This window comes from Allobosea sp. FG18, assembly GCF_057809495.1.
Map to the genome: position 1 here is coordinate 144,652 of NZ_JBMDKB010000005.1, position 14,263 is coordinate 158,914.

Consider the following 14,263-nt stretch of genomic DNA (forward strand, 5'->3'; position numbering starts at 1 on the left):
CGTCGTGACGATGGACATTCTCCCGCGTTCGTATTCTGATCGCGCCGGAACCCCCGGGGCGGCCCGCCCGTCTCGGCGCGAATGCATGTCGCGGCAGCAGGCCGCGCCTTGGGAGGAACGATGACAGGTAAGATCTATGACGGCCCGGCGGCTGCGCTGGAAGGGCTGCTCTTCGACGGAATGACGATCATGTCGGGCGGCTTCGGCCTGTCGGGCAACCCGGAGAGCCTGATCCCGCAGATCCGCGATTCCGGCGTGAAGAACATCACCGTGATCTCGAACAATGCCGGCGCCGACGGCTTCGGCCTTTGGATGCTGCTGCAGAGCCGCCAGATCAAGAAGATGATCGCGTCCTATGTCGGCGAGAACAAATTGTTCGAGCAGCAATACCTGGCTGGCGAGCTGGAACTTGAGCTGAACCCGCAGGGCACGCTGGCCGAGCGCATCCGCGCCGGCGGCGCCGGCATTCCGGCCTTCTACACCAAGACCGGCGTCGGCACCGTCGTCGCCGAGGGCAAGCCGGTCGAGGAATTCGAGGGCCAGCTCTATGTCCGCGAGACCTGGCTGCGCGCCGATATCGCCATCGTCAAGGCCTGGAAGGCCGATACCGCCGGCAATCTCGTCTATCGGAAGACCGCGCGGAACTTCAATCCGAACATGGCGACCGCCGGCAAGGTGACCGTGGCCGAGGTTGAGGAGATCGTCCCGGTCGGCTCGCTCGACCCCGAGGCGATCCACACCCCCGGCATCTATGTCGACCGCGTCATCAAGAGCACGATCAACGAGAAGCGCATCGAGAAGCTGACCGAGCGCAAGAGGGAGGCAGCCTGATGGCCTGGACCCGCGAAGAGGTCGCCGCGCGCGCGGCCAAGGAGCTCAGGGACGGCTTCTACGTCAATCTCGGCATCGGTATTCCGACGCTGGTGGCGAACTACATCCCCGAAGGCGTGGACGTGACGCTGCAATCCGAAAACGGCCTGCTCGGCATCGGTCCCTTCCCCTACGAGGGCGAGGCCGATCCCGACCTGATCAATGCCGGCAAGCAGACGATCACGATCCTGCCGAGCTCGAGCTTCTTCTCCTCGGCCGATAGCTTCGCGATGATCCGCGGCGGCCATATCGACCTGACCATTCTCGGCGCCATGGAAGTGGCTGAAAATGGCGACATCGCCAACTGGACCATCCCCGGCAAGATGGTGAAGGGCATGGGCGGCGCGATGGACCTCGTCGCCGGCGTCAAGAAGGTCATCGTCGTGATGGACCACGCCAACAAGGCCGGCGAATCCAAGGTGCTGGAGCGCTGCTCGCTGCCGCTGACGGGCGCGGGCGTGGTCGACATGATCATCACCGATCTCTGCGTGATGACCTGCGACAAGGCCAATGGCGGCGGGCTCACCCTGGTCGAGCTCGCCCCCGGCGTCAGCCTCGACGAGGTCAAGGCCAAGACGCAGGCCGCCTTCGCCGTCGCGCCAAGCCTCGCAAAGGCCGCGTGAGCGGGCTTCTACGCACGCGGCCCGCGACGACTCACGCGATGCTGGCCGCGTTCTCGGACGCGGCCACGTTGCGCCATGCCCTCGCCTTCGAGGCCGAACTCGCGCGCGCCGAGGCAGCCGAGGGCCTGATCGGCACCGAGGCGGCCGAAGCGATCGCCGCACTCTGCGCTTCGATCACGATCGACCCCGCCGAACTGGCGGAGGAAGCGGCGCTCGCCGGCACACTGGCGATCCCGCTGGTGGCGCGTCTGCGTGCCGCCCTGAGCGGTGACGCCGCAAAAGCCCTGCACAAGGGCGCCACCAGCCAGGATGTCGCCGACACCGTCCTGGCTTGCCAGATCCGCGCCGCGAGCGGCCTGCTCGACGCAGACCTGACCCGCATCACGACGGCGCTTGCCGTCCTCGCCCGGCGCCATGCCGCAACTCCGGCCATCGGCCGCACGCTGTTGCAGGATGCGCTGCCGATCGGCTTCGGCCTGCGCCTCGCGCATTGGCAGGCCGGCATCGCGGAAGCCGCAACCCGCCTGCGCCGCGAGGTCGAGGCAGGTGCCACACTGCAATTCGGCGGCGCGGCCGGTTCTCGCGCCAGTCTCGACGACAAGGCGGCAGCCGTCTCCGCCCGTCTTGCCGCCGCGCTAGGTCTTCCCGACGCACCGCCCTGGCATGCGCGCCGCGGCGGCATCGCCGGCATCGCGACGGCGATCGCGATCGCAATCGGCGCGCTCGGCAAGATGGCGCGCGACGTCTCGCTTCTCGCACAGAACGGCATCGCCGAAGCCCGCGAGCCCGCCATTCCCGGCCGTGGCGGCTCCTCCGCCATGGCTCATAAGCGCAATCCGACCGGCTGCCAGGTCGCTCTCTCCGCCAGCCTGCGCGCGCCCGGCCTCGTCGCCGGCATCCTCGCTGGTCTGCCCGCCGAGCAGGAACGCGGTCTCGGTGGCTGGCAGGCGGAAGGCCCGGCGCTCGCCGAGCTTTTCCTGCTTGCGGCCGGCGCGACTGAGGCCATGGCCACGGTCGCGGAAGGGCTCGAGATCGACGAGGCCGCCATCGCCCGCAATCTCGCGGCGGCCGGCCTCGGCAACAATATCGGTGAAAGCGCGACGCTGGTTGCCGCGCTGCTCGCCCAGCACGACTGAGGAACCCTCGATGCCTTTCGCGACGAGCAACGGCGCCCGCATCTACTGGAAGCTGGAAGGCACCGACGACAAGCCCGCGCTCGTCCTGCTCAACTCGATCGGGACCGATCTCGGCTTATGGGACGCAGCCATGCCCGCCCTGCTCGGGGCTTTCCGCGTGCTGCGTCTCGACACGCGCGGCCACGGCGCCTCCGACGCACCAGACGGCGATTACACGCTCGCCATGCTCGCGGATGATGTCGCCGCCGTCATGGACGCAGCCGGGATCGCGCAAGCTGCGGTAGCCGGCGTCTCGCTCGGCGGCATGATCGCGATGGAGCTGGCTCTGGCCCGGCCAGCGCGTGTCTCGGCGCTGGCGCTGATCTGCACCTCCGCCACCATGGATAAGGCGGCCTGGCAGGACCGGATCAGCAAGGTTCGCGCTGGCGGCACCGCCGCAATCGCCGATCTCGCCATGCAGCGTTTCCTGTCGCCGGCCTTCACGGCGGGGCAGCCGGCAGTGGCGGAGAGTGTCCGCCGCAACCTTATTGCCATGGCCGACGAGGGCTATGCCGGAGCCGGCGCCGCGATCCGCGACATGGAGCTGATTGGCCGCATCCCCGTGCTCGCTTGCCCGACGCTGATCGTCGTCGGCGAGCGCGACGCCTCGACCCCCTTCACCGGCCATGGCGAGAACCTCGTCGCGGCCATCCCCGGCGCCGCGCTGGAACGGCTCGATTGCGGCCATCTCGCGCCGCTCGAAGCCCCCGCGGCCCTGGCCGGCGCCCTGCGCGCCTTCCTCTCCCCCGGCCCGGATACTCAGGATGCGGCAGAAACCCTGTTCGAGGCAGGCCTCAAGAACCGCCGCCGCGTGCTCGGCGATGCCTGGGTCGACCGCTCGCTCGCCAACCGCACACCCTTCAATGCCGAATTCCAGGCGATGATCACCCGCATCGCCTGGCAGGAAATCTGGAGCCGGCCCGGCCTCGACGACCGCACGCGCCGGCTGCTCGTGCTGGCGATCACCGCGAGCCTCGGCCGCTGGGAGGAGTTCCGCCTGCATGTCCGCGCCGGGCTGACGCGTGGCGGATTCACCCGCGACGACCTCAAGGAGGTGCTGATGCAGACGGCGATCTATGCCGGCGTCCCCGCCGGCAACACCGCCTTCGCTGAAGCCGCTGCCGTGATGAAGGACATCGAGGCGGCCGGATAAGCGGCCTCAGGCCTTCGCCCGGTAATCCGAGGGCGACACGCCCGCCCGCTTGGCGAAGAATCGCGAGAAATAAGCGGGATCGGCAAAGCCCAGCCGGAACGATATCCGCGAGATCGACATCGACGTGTAGACGAGATCACGCCGCGCCTCGATCATCAATCGGTCCTGGATCACCCGCGCGGCAGAGCGGCCGAGCAGCTCCCGGCACGAGCGCGAGAGATGCGGCACCGAAGTGCCGAGCGTCCGCGCATAATCCGTCAGCGCATCATGATGCTGGAAGCGCGTCTCAACCTGCTCGACGAAGCGGTGGACGAGATCGGCCCGCGCATCCCGCGCCGGCTCCGCCACCGCCCGCGCCCCACGCATCGCCCGCACGAACCAGGCTGCGATCAGGTCGGCATAGGCGCCGAGCGAGAATTCCCGCACCGGCCGATTGGCCGCGAATTCGCTCATTGCCAGCCGGAGCGTCGCATCGAGCCCGGCATAGTGCCCCCCACCCACCGGCACATGCAGCACAGCCGCGCTGCCGAGGAGCGCGCGCGCCTCCGGGTCGCTGGCGAACAGGCGCCTCAAAGAGGTCGCGGCCGCGCTGGCGACGAAGCCGTCGGTATCGTCGAGGAAGGCGAATTCATGGATCGTCGAGGGCGGCAGCAGCAGCACCGAACCGGGCGACAGGGCGTACTCGCGCCCATCCACGCGCGTGCGCCCTCCCCCCGCTGTGACCAGGAAGAACTGGAAGAGATCGTGATGCATATGCGGCTGGATCGTCCAGCCATGCAGGGAGCTGCGCGCCACGATCGGCTCGATATGCAGCGCGTCCGGAAAGCGCTCCGTCAGGCGCTCGCCATAGAGCCAATAGGCGGGGACGCTTCTGCCGGGCATGTCGCACTCGCGATTGATTTGTCCAAGACAATGCGCGAATCCTCCATTCCGTCAACGCCAGTGAAAGCGTTAGCATCGGCCTGCGGATCGAACGGTGCAAACCGTCGCTTCGCGGGAGGCAAAGAAGAACAATGCGGACGCAGGTCGCCATCATCGGCGCGGGGCCCGCAGGATTGCTGCTCGGGCAGCTCCTGTCGCGCGCCGGCATCGACAACGTCATCCTCGAACGGCGCAGCGCCGACTATGTGCTGTCACGCATCCGCGCCGGCGTGCTCGAGCAGGGCATGGTCGACCTCCTGCACGAGGCCGGCGTCGGCGAGCGGCTGGATCATGAGGGCTTGGTCCATGACGGCTTCTCGCTTGCCTTCGGCGGCGCGCTTCATCGCCTCGATTTGAAAGAGCTCAGCGGCGGCAAGACGGTCACCGTCTACGGCCAGACCGAAGTGACGCGCGACCTGATCGCGGCCCGCCATGCGCTCGACCGCCCCACGATCTACGAGGCCGAGAACGTCGCGCTTCACGATTTCGACGGTGCCGCGCCGCGCGTAACCTTTCGGGCGAACGGGCAGGAGCAGGAGCTGCATTGCGATTTCATCGCCGGCTGCGATGGCTATCACGGTGTCTCGCGGGCCTCGGTCCCGGCCAGCGCCTTGCAGACCTTCGAGCGCGTCTACCCGTTCGGCTGGCTCGGCCTGCTGGTCGACCGGCCGCCGGCTGCGCATGAACTGGTCTATGCCAATCACGAGCGCGGCTTCGCCTTGTGCTCGATGCGCTCGGCCGGGCGCAGCCGCTACTATGTCCAGGTCCCGCTGGAGGAGAAGGTCGGAAACTGGTCCGACGACGCCTTCTTCGACGAGTTGCGCCGCCGCCTGCCGGCCGAGATCGCCGATGCCGTGCAGACCGGCCCCTCGCTGGAGAAGAGCATCGCGCCGCTGCGCTCTTTCGTTGCCGAGCCGATGCGCTTCGGCCGGCTCTTCCTTGCCGGCGACGCCGCCCATATCGTGCCGCCGACCGGCGCCAAGGGGCTCAACCTCGCCGCAAGCGACATCCGCTATCTCTTCGACGCCTTCCGCGAGCACTATCGCGAGAGTTCGAATGCCGGGCTCGACGGCTATTCGGCGCGCGCGCTCGCCCGCGTCTGGAAGGCCGAGCGCTTCTCCTGGTGGATGACCAACCTGCTGCATCGCTTCCCGGAGCGGGACGGCTTCGACCAGCGCATCCAGCAGGCGGAGTTCGACTACCTCGTCCATTCCCGCGCGGCGGCCACCGCCGTCGCCGAGAACTATGTCGGCCTGCCCTATTGAGGGCATTGCCCTCGCGGCAGAAAATTGCGTTGGTGACAACAAGAGGTACGGCGCCATGGCGGCGACCGGCCCGAGCAGCTAGAGCTTCGACCCACGCAAGCCATTTGCGGGATCGCAGGCAGGATCGGGAGGAGATGGAATGACCAAGGGTTTCCTGAACAGGTTGCTGCCGGCCGGCGCGCTGGCCCTCGCCGGAGCGCTCACGCTTGGCGCTTCCGCCATGGCGGACACGATCAAGGTCGGCATCATCGGGCCGTTCTCCGGCCCCTTCGCCCTGCAGGGCAAGAACTTCCAGGCCGGAGCCGAAGCTTGGCTCGCGCAGAACGGCAAGACCGTCGCCGGCCACGATATCGAACTGGTCTATCGCGACCTGCCCACCGCCAATCCGCAGCAGGCCCGCGCGCTGGCGCAGGAGCTGATCGTCCGCGACAAGGTGCAATATCTCGGCGGCGTCTATTTCACGCCGGACGCGATGGCGATCACCCCGCTCTTGAAGCAGGGCAATGTCCCGCTGGTGATCTTCAACGCCGCGACCTCGGCGATCATGACTTCCTCGCCGCTGGTGGTGCGCACCTCCTTCACCCTGTCCCAGACCACGACGCCGCTCGGCAAGGCGGCGGTGGAGCGCGGCGTCAAGAAATTCGTCTCGATCGTCAGCGATTACGGCCCGGGCGTCGATGCCGAAGGCGCCTTCAAGAAAGCGATCGAAGCGGCCGGCGGCGAGGTCAAGGAAGCGATCCGCATTCCCCTGAACACCACCGAGTTCAGCCCGATCATGCAGCGCATCCGCGATGCCGGGGCCGAGGGCGTCTTCGCCTTCCTGCCGTCGGGCCCGCCGACGCTCGGCTTCGTCAAGGCCTTCAGCGATACCGGCCTGAAGAAGGCGGGCGTCAAGCTCTTCGCGCCGGGCGACCTGACCCAGGAATCGGACCTGCCGGCTCTGGGCGAGGCGGCCGCCGGCCTGATCACCTCGTTCCACTACGCGGTCTCGCATGATTCCGAGATCAACAAGCGCTTCGTCGCTGCCGCCGAGAAGGCGATCGGCGCGCCCGACCTCGTCTCCTTCCCCGCGGTCGGCGCCTATGACGGGATGTTCGTGATCTCCAAGATGATCGCCGCCACCGCCGGCAAGCAGGACGCCGAGAAGGCGGTCGAGGCGGTGAAGGGTCTCGGTTGGGAGAGCCCGCGCGGCCCGGTCAAGATCGATCCCGAGACCCGCCACATCACCCAAACGATCTACCTGCGCGAAGTCGCGAAGGATGCGCAGGGCCGCTGGATCAACAAGGAGATCGCCAGCGTGCCGGAGCAGAAGGATTCCGGCCTGACGAAGTAACGGCTTTAAGCCTGAAACGCGGCGGGAGCGCACAAGCTCCCGCCTTCCGCTCCCGTTCGACGAGGCCCGCAGCATGCAGACCGCGCTGAGCATTGCCGTGGATGCGCTGGCCTATGGCATGGCGCTGTTCATCATCTGCATCGGCCTGTCGCTGACCATGGGCCTGATGCGGGTGGTCAACCTCGCCCATGGCGCCTTCGCCATGATCGGCGGCTACATCGCCTCCTATGCCGCGCGCGATCTCGGCCTCGGCTACGGTTTCGGCATCGCGCTGGCCGTGATCGGCACGATCATCATCGCCGTGCCGCTGGAGCGCCTGCTCTATCGCCGCATCTACGATCGCAGCGAGCTCTCGCAGGTGCTGATGACGATCGGCATCACCTTCTGCGTCATCGGCATCACCAATTATTTCTTCGGCCCGACGCTCAAGACCATTCCCCTGCCGGCGGAATTGGCCCGCTCCGTCGATCTCGGCTTCCGCAGCATCGCCGGCCACCGGCTCTTCGTCATTGCGAGCGGCCTCGTCGTCGCCGGCGGCCTGTGGTTCCTGATCGAGCGCACCGGCTTCGGCATCCATCTGCGCGCCGCGGTCGAGAACGCGCCGATGGCCCGCACGCTCGGCATCCGCACCGAGATCATCTATGCCGCGAGCTTCGCGCTGGCGATCGGGCTCGCGGCCTTCGGCGGCGTGGTCGGCGCCGAGTTCCTGCCGATCGAGCCCTATTATGCGCTGCGCTACATGGTGACCTTCCTCGTCGTCGTCTCCGTCGGCGGCGCGGGCTCGATTCCCGGCGCGCTCGCCGCCTGCCTGCTGCTTGGCGCCATCGACGTCACCGCGCGCTATCTCGTGCCGGATTTCGGCAATTTCTTCTTCTATCTCGCGGTGATCCTGGTGGTCTGCGCCTTCCCGCGCGGTCTGATGGGACGGGCGCAGTAGCATGGCACCCGCAACGTCCATGCCAATGACCGCATCCGCCAGCCGCACCGTCGGTCGCGACCTTCTCGGCCTCGCCCTGATCGCGCTCGTCGGCCTTGCCGGCTACTGGCTCTTTCCCGACAACCTCGCCTTCCTGACCCGTGTGATCTCGGTCGCGCTGCTCGTGCTCTCGCTCGACCTGATCGTGGGCTATTGCGGCGTCGCCTCGCTCGGCCAGGGCGCGCTCTATGGCGCCGGCGCCTATGCCGCCGGCATCGCCTGCGTCCATGGCATCACCGACCCCGTCCTGCTGATCCTGATCGGTGCGGGGGCCGGAGCAATCATGGGGCTCCTGATGGGTGCGATCATGCTGCGCGCCCATGGTCTGCCGCAGCTCGTGCTCTCGATCGCCATCGTCCAGCTCCTGCACGAAGCCGCCAACAAGGCCTCCTCGATCACCGGCGGCAGCGACGGCCTCTCCGGCATGAGCCCCGCCCCGCTCTTCGGCGTTTTCGAGTTCGATCTCTGGGGTCGCAGCGCCTATCTCTTCGGTCTCGGCCTGCTCCTCATCGTCTTCGCCGTGCTCCGCTTCGTCACGCGCTCCCCCTTCGGCATGGTCTGCCGCGGCCTGAAGGAGGACCCGCTGCGGATCAGCGCGCTCGGCATCTACGCCTTCCCCGTCCTGCTCAAGATGTTCGTCATCTCAGGCACCGTCGCCGGCATGGGCGGCGCGCTCGCCGCCATCGCGACCCAGGTCGTCGGGCTCGACAGCGTGAGCTTCGAGGTTTCGGCGAACGCTCTCGTCATGCTGGTGCTCGGCGGCATCGGCCATCTCTACGGCGCGCTGATCGGCACCGTGATCTTCATGGCGCTCGAACATGTCGTCGCCGCGATCAACCCGTTCCACTGGATGACGCTGGTCGGCGCCGTGCTGATCGCCATCGTGCTCTTCGCCCCGCGCGGACTTTCCGGCACGTTGGACGAACTCGCCCGGATGTTGACCCGCGACCGCTGGAGGGCCGGCCGATGAGCGCGGTCTTCGAGGTCTCGCATCTCTCCAAGGCGTTCGGCGGGCTCAAGGTCAACAGCGACATCTCGCTGGCGATGAACGAGGGCGAGCGCCTCGCCCTGATCGGACCGAATGGCGCCGGCAAGACCACCTTCGTCAACCTCGTCACCGGCCGCATCCCGCCGAGCGCCGGCAGTGTCACGCTCGCGGGCGAGGACATTACCGGCCTGGGTGCCGTGAAGCGCGTCCGGCGCGGCCTCGTCCGCACCTTCCAGGTCACGCGCCTTTTCCCGGATATGACGCCGGAAGAGCATGTCGTGATGACCATCCTGCAGCGTCTCGGCCGGGCGACGCGCATCCTCGCCCGCTTCCACGGCGATTCCGAAGCCACCGACGAAGCCGCCGAAATCCTCGCCACGCTCGGCCTGACCGAGGTCGCCCGCTGCAAGGTCGCGACGATCGCCTATGGCCAGCAGCGCCTGCTGGAGATCGCCATCGCCCTGGCGCAACGCCCCAAGGTGCTGCTGCTCGACGAACCCGCGGCCGGCGTGCCCTCCAGCGACACACCGCGCATCGAGGAGGCCTTGGCCCGCCTGCCGGCCTCGCTCGCCGTGCTGATGATCGAGCACGACATGGACCTCGTCTTCCGCTTCGCCAAGCGGGTCGTCGTGCTAGCGGCGGGCGAGGTCATCTTCCAGGGCCTGCCGGCCGAGGTCGCCAAAGACCCCAAGGTCCGCGAAGCCTATCTCGGGAGCTATGCCCATGCCGGCGGCTGATCTCGACGTCCGCAACCTCAGCGCCGGCTATGGCCAGACCCATGTGCTGGAGGATGTCTCGTTCTCGGTGCCGGCTGGCGGGCGCCTCTCCATCCTCGGCCGCAACGGCATGGGCAAGACCACGCTGATGGCGAGCCTGATGGGGCTGACCCGCCGCTATGCCGGCAGCATCAGCCTTGGCGGGCAGGACGTCACCGCGCTCGGCACGGCGGCCCGCGCCCATGGCGGCATCGGCCTCGTCCCGCAGACCCGCGAGATCTTCAAGAGCCTCACCGTCGAGGAAAACCTCTTCGCCGGATTGAAGGGCCGCCCGCGCGCGGCGATCGAGGAGGCCTATGCGCTCTTCCCGCGCCTCGGGGAGCGGCGCCGCAATCTCGGCTCCCAGCTCTCCGGCGGCGAGCAGCAGATGCTGGCGACGGCGCGCACCATCCTCGGCCAGCCCTCGGTCCTGCTGCTCGACGAACCGCTTGAAGGCCTCGCGCCGGTCATCTGCGACATGCTGATGGAGGCGTTCGGCCGCCTTGCCGCGAGCGGCGCGATGACCATCCTCTTCGTCGAGCAGCGATTGGAAAGCGCCCTCGCCTTCGCAGATGACGTCATCATCCTCGAACGCGGCCGGATCGTCTGGTCAGGCAAGCCGGATGCGCTGCGCGCCGATGCCGACGTGCTCGAACGCTATATCGGCGTCGGCGGGCTGCACTGAATCTGCCGCACCTGGAAACGCGGGTCATCCCGGCCGGAGCGAAGCGTAGAGCCGGGATCCATGCCTGAACCTTGAGCGGCAGCGCTCCGGCATGGATCCCGGGTCCAGCCCGGGATGACGGCGTGTTTCCTTGTAAAATGACGACGCGTGAACCTCACACCACCAGATCGAGCGGCGGCACCGGCTCGCCGCGCGAGACATGCTGCATGTTCGCGAACATGCGCTTCACCACAGGTGCGAAATTATCGGCCGCCATCGCGGCGAGATGCGGCGTGGTCACGAGATTGTCGAGGGTGAGGAGCTGGCTGTCCGCCGGCAGCGGCTCGATCTCGTAGACATCCATCGCCGCGCCAGCGATCTCCTTCGCCCGCAGAGCCGTGACGAGGTCCGCCTCGTTGACGACGCCGCCACGCGCGCAATTGATCAGCACCGCCGTCTTCTTCATCTTCCTGAGCGCCGCGAGGTCGATCAGATCCTTGGTTTCGGGCGTCAGCGGGCAATGCAGCGAGACGACGTCGGCCTGGGTCAGGATCTCGTCGATCGAGGCATGCTTCACGCCGAGCGCCGCCTCCTCGGCGGCATCGAGCGGGGTCCGCTTGCTGTAGAGGATGGTGCAGCCAAAGCCCTTCAGCAGCTTGGCGACATTCTTGCCGATCGCGCCGAGGCCGACGATGCCGACTGTCTTGCCGGAGAGCGTGTAGGTGTCGGACGGCAACTGGCCGGTGCGCCAGTTGCCCTTCTTCAGTTCGGCATTGCCATAGGCGATCAGGCGGAGCGTCGAGATCGTCAGGCCGAGTGCGAATTCGGAGACGGCGACCGCATTGGAGCCGGTCGTGCGCGCCACCTTGATGCCGAGCTCCTTCGCCGTCTCGATATCGATATTGTCGTAGCCCACGCCCCATTTATGCAGGAGCTTCAGCTTCTTGGCGGCGCGCAGGACGTCGCCGGAGACGCCGACCTGGCCGGAGATCGCGTAATCGGCCTCGGCGATGATCTGCTTCATGTGCTCGTCGCCACGGGCGGTGCCATGGGTCAGCACGAAGCCATCGGGAAGGAACGCGCGCAGGCGGTCGGCCCGCTCGGGCGTGGTCATGTCGAGGAGGCAGATGGTCTCGGGCATGGGATGGTCCAGTCAGAAGATCGGGTCAGATGGTGAAGCGGGCACCGGCGCGGGCGAGCCCGCCGGAGATGGCGACAGGCGTGCCGTCGGCGCGCCAGCAGGCGGCGCCGGTCAGGGTGCCGTCCGAGTTGAAGGCGATGGCGTTCATGCCGCCAGCGACGCGCGGCGAGCGCACCACCTTGTGGCCACGAGCGATCAGCGCCTGCGCCACGGCTTCCGGAATGGCCTCCTCGAGCTCGAGCACGCCACCCTCGGTCCAGACGCGCGGCGCCTCGACGGCTTCCTGCAGACTCATGCGGTGGTCGATCAGGTTGACGATCGCCTGCAGGGCCGAGGGGAAGATGCGCAAGGCGCCGGGCAGGCCGAGCGCGAAGGCGAGCCGGCCGTCCTTCACCGCCATCATCGGCGCCATCGAGGTGAAGACCCGCTTGCCCGGCGCGATCGAGAGCGCCCGGCCGGGATGCGGATCGAAATTGTACATGTAGTTGTTGGCGATCATGCCGGTGCCGGGGATCTGTACGCAGGCGCCGAACAAGCCATTGATCGTCTGCGTCGCGCTGACGACATTGCCCATCGCATCCGCGACGGTGACATGGGTGGTGTCGGCGGATTCGCCGCCGGAGAGCCCGGCCGTCCAGCTCTTCGCCTGCCCCATCTCGATGAGCGCGCGGCGTTCGTCGGCATAGGCCTTGTCGATCAGCTTCGCGACCGGGACCTTGACGAAGGCCGGATCGGCCGTTGCCACGGCGCGGTCGGCGAAGGCGATCTTCAGCGCCTCTGCCAGCAGATGCACGGCGTCCGTCGAGCCGAAGCCGAGCGCGCCGATATCGTAGCCTTCGAGGATGTTGAGCATCTGCGCGATATGCACGCCCGAGGACGAGGGCGGCGGCGGGCCGATGATCTCGTAGCCGCGATAGGAACCCCGGATCGGCTCGCGCAGCTCGATGCGGTAATTGGCGAGGTCGGCCTGATCGATCAGCCCGCCATTCGCGGCCATGTAGTCGGTCAGCGCGCGGCCGAGCTTGCCGCGGTAAAGAGCTTCCGGCCCTTCCACCGCGATCAGCTTCAGGCTCGCGGCATAGTCGGACTGGACGAGCCGCATGCCCGGCTGGAGCGGCTTTCCGCCCGGCAGCAGCATCGCCGCAAGGCCGGGATCACGGGCGAGATCGGCCGCATTGTCGGTGATGCAGTTCGAGAGATAGGGCGTGACGACGAAGCCGCGTTCCGCCAGCCCGATCGCCGGCTGGAGAACATCGGCCAGCGTCAGCGTGCCGAAGCGGGCGAGCGCCTCGCACCAGCCCTTGAGCGCACCGGGAACCGCGACCGCCTTCGCGCCGACCACGTTCTCGCGGTCGCGGGTGTCGCGCTGCTTGCCGATCTCGTCGGACAGGCACTCGTACATGTCGGCCGTCGCCTTGCCCGGCGCGGTCGAGAGATTGTCGATCACGACATGACGCCCGTCGGCGAGCCGGATATGGCTCAGGCCGCCGCCGAGGATACCGACCATCATCGGCTCGGCCACCGTCAGCGCGAAGAGCGAGGCGACAGCCGCGTCGATGGCATTGCCGCCGGCGAGCAGGATCTGCGCACCCGCTGCCGAGGCGAGCGGATGGTTGGTGACGACCATGCCGCGCGAGCCGCTCGCCGGCTTCTTCTCGCAGGTGAAATCAGCGACGCGTGGGACGGAGACGGAAGCGTTCATGATCGGCCTCGTCAGCCCTTCGCTGCGGCGATGGCGTCGAGCACCATCTTGGTCGCGCCGGAGATGTCGCCGAGTTTCTCGCCCAGCTTGACGCGGTTCTGCGTCTTCTCGCCGCGCTCCTGCCGGGCGATGGCGGCGTCCGCGATCGCCTCGGCCTCGGCGCGGGGCAGCACCAGCACGCCGGATTCATCGGCGAGGATGACGTCCCCGGCCTTGACCGGGACATTGCCGCAGGAGATCGGCAGGTTGAGCGTGCCGCCGAGATTGTAGAGGCGCGTGGTGATCGGCGACATGCCGCGGCACCACATCGGGAAATCGGAATCCTCGATCTCGGTGAGATCGGTGCAGGGACCGTCGACGATGCCGCCGACAGCGCCGGCTGCCTTCGCCGCGACGGTGACCCCGCCGCCCCAGCAAGCGTGCTTGTCGTCGCCGAGACGGTCGACGACAAGGATGTCGCCGGGGCGCAGCAGGCCGAGCGTGTGGTGCAGCAACGTCGAATCCTGGCCGGGGATCGCCAGCGTCACCGCCGCCGCGGCGATGCGCTTGCCACGCAGCAGCGGCTGGATGCCGCGATCCATGAAGCCCCAGTGCTGGGAATGGCCGATGGTCGCGGTCTCGACCTTCTGCAGCTTCTCGACCAGCGCGGCCGGGAGCTGCTCGGGCATGGCTTCGATGCGATAATCGGGCATTTCTA

At 67.8% G+C, this 14,263-nt stretch carries 14 protein-coding genes; 10 read left to right on the forward strand and 4 right to left on the reverse strand.

The window, feature by feature from the left end:
• Positions 1-120 precede the first annotated feature (120 nt).
• The 4 genes from ACODTJ_RS07810 to pcaDC are packed head-to-tail and all read left to right on the forward strand — an operon-like array spanning position 121 to position 3,821.
• Positions 121-831 (forward strand): CoA transferase subunit A, encoded by a 711-nt coding sequence (locus ACODTJ_RS07810; protein ID WP_454654756.1) that lies wholly within the window; start codon positions 121-123, stop codon positions 829-831.
• Entirely contained in the window at positions 831-1,493 is a 663-nt protein-coding gene (locus tag ACODTJ_RS07815) for a 3-oxoacid CoA-transferase subunit B (RefSeq protein ID WP_454654755.1), read from the forward strand. Before ACODTJ_RS07810 ends, ACODTJ_RS07815 begins: the two co-directional genes overlap by 1 nt.
• A 38-nt stretch (positions 1,494-1,531) precedes the next feature.
• A complete protein-coding gene (locus ACODTJ_RS07820; protein WP_454654753.1) occupies positions 1,532-2,629 on the forward strand; it encodes a lyase family protein in 1,098 nt (365 codons plus the stop codon).
• 10 nt (positions 2,630-2,639) lie between these two features.
• On the forward strand, positions 2,640-3,821 hold the full coding sequence (pcaDC, locus tag ACODTJ_RS07825; protein WP_454654752.1) for a bifunctional 3-oxoadipate enol-lactonase/4-carboxymuconolactone decarboxylase PcaDC: 1,182 nt from the start codon (positions 2,640-2,642) through the stop codon (positions 3,819-3,821).
• A gap of 6 nt (positions 3,822-3,827) precedes the next feature.
• Here the strand turns inward: pcaDC and ACODTJ_RS07830 are convergent, their stop codons facing one another.
• Positions 3,828-4,703 (reverse strand): helix-turn-helix domain-containing protein, encoded by an 876-nt coding sequence (locus ACODTJ_RS07830; protein WP_454654751.1) that lies wholly within the window; start codon positions 4,701-4,703, stop codon positions 3,828-3,830.
• A 131-nt stretch (positions 4,704-4,834) separates the two neighbouring features.
• On the opposite strand from ACODTJ_RS07830, the gene pobA reads away from it, so the two are divergent.
• The 6 genes from pobA to ACODTJ_RS07860 all read left to right on the forward strand — a co-directional run bounded on the left by pobA (position 4,835) and on the right by ACODTJ_RS07860 (position 10,744).
• Complete coding sequence (gene pobA / locus ACODTJ_RS07835; RefSeq protein ID WP_454654749.1) at positions 4,835-6,007, forward strand: 4-hydroxybenzoate 3-monooxygenase; 1,173 nt, start codon at positions 4,835-4,837, stop codon at positions 6,005-6,007.
• A gap of 139 nt (positions 6,008-6,146) precedes the next feature.
• The gene (locus ACODTJ_RS07840; RefSeq protein WP_454654748.1) at positions 6,147-7,340 is read left to right on the forward strand and encodes an ABC transporter substrate-binding protein; all 1,194 of its coding nucleotides are present in this window, start codon (positions 6,147-6,149) and stop codon (positions 7,338-7,340) included.
• A gap of 73 nt (positions 7,341-7,413) precedes the next feature.
• The gene (locus tag ACODTJ_RS07845; protein WP_454654746.1) at positions 7,414-8,277 is read left to right on the forward strand and encodes a branched-chain amino acid ABC transporter permease; all 864 of its coding nucleotides are present in this window, start codon (positions 7,414-7,416) and stop codon (positions 8,275-8,277) included.
• A gap of 1 nt (position 8,278) precedes the next feature.
• Positions 8,279-9,286 (forward strand): branched-chain amino acid ABC transporter permease, encoded by a 1,008-nt coding sequence (locus tag ACODTJ_RS07850; protein WP_454654745.1) that lies wholly within the window; start codon positions 8,279-8,281, stop codon positions 9,284-9,286.
• Positions 9,283-10,041, forward strand: a complete 759-nt coding sequence (locus ACODTJ_RS07855; RefSeq protein ID WP_454654743.1) for an ABC transporter ATP-binding protein — start codon at positions 9,283-9,285, stop codon at positions 10,039-10,041. The genes ACODTJ_RS07850 and ACODTJ_RS07855 overlap by 4 nt, the downstream gene beginning before the upstream one ends.
• Complete coding sequence (locus tag ACODTJ_RS07860; RefSeq protein ID WP_454654741.1) at positions 10,028-10,744, forward strand: ABC transporter ATP-binding protein; 717 nt, start codon at positions 10,028-10,030, stop codon at positions 10,742-10,744. The genes ACODTJ_RS07855 and ACODTJ_RS07860 overlap by 14 nt, the downstream gene beginning before the upstream one ends.
• Before the next feature lie 154 nt (positions 10,745-10,898).
• Here ACODTJ_RS07860 and ACODTJ_RS07865 read toward each other — a convergent pair whose 3' ends face one another.
• Genes ACODTJ_RS07865 through ACODTJ_RS07875 form a run of 3 tightly spaced genes read right to left on the reverse strand, consistent with a single transcriptional unit; the run spans position 10,899 to position 14,258 of the window.
• Positions 10,899-11,864: a 2-hydroxyacid dehydrogenase gene (locus ACODTJ_RS07865; RefSeq protein ID WP_454654740.1), complete on the reverse strand. Its 966-nt coding sequence runs from the start codon at positions 11,862-11,864 to the stop codon at positions 10,899-10,901.
• A gap of 25 nt (positions 11,865-11,889) precedes the next feature.
• The gene (locus ACODTJ_RS07870) at positions 11,890-13,566 is read right to left on the reverse strand and encodes a cephalosporin acylase I (protein ID WP_454654739.1); all 1,677 of its coding nucleotides are present in this window, start codon (positions 13,564-13,566) and stop codon (positions 11,890-11,892) included.
• 11 nt (positions 13,567-13,577) lie between these two features.
• Positions 13,578-14,258, reverse strand: coding sequence for an RraA family protein (locus ACODTJ_RS07875; protein WP_454654738.1), 681 nt, complete (start codon positions 14,256-14,258; stop codon positions 13,578-13,580).
• Positions 14,259-14,263 lie beyond the last annotated feature (5 nt).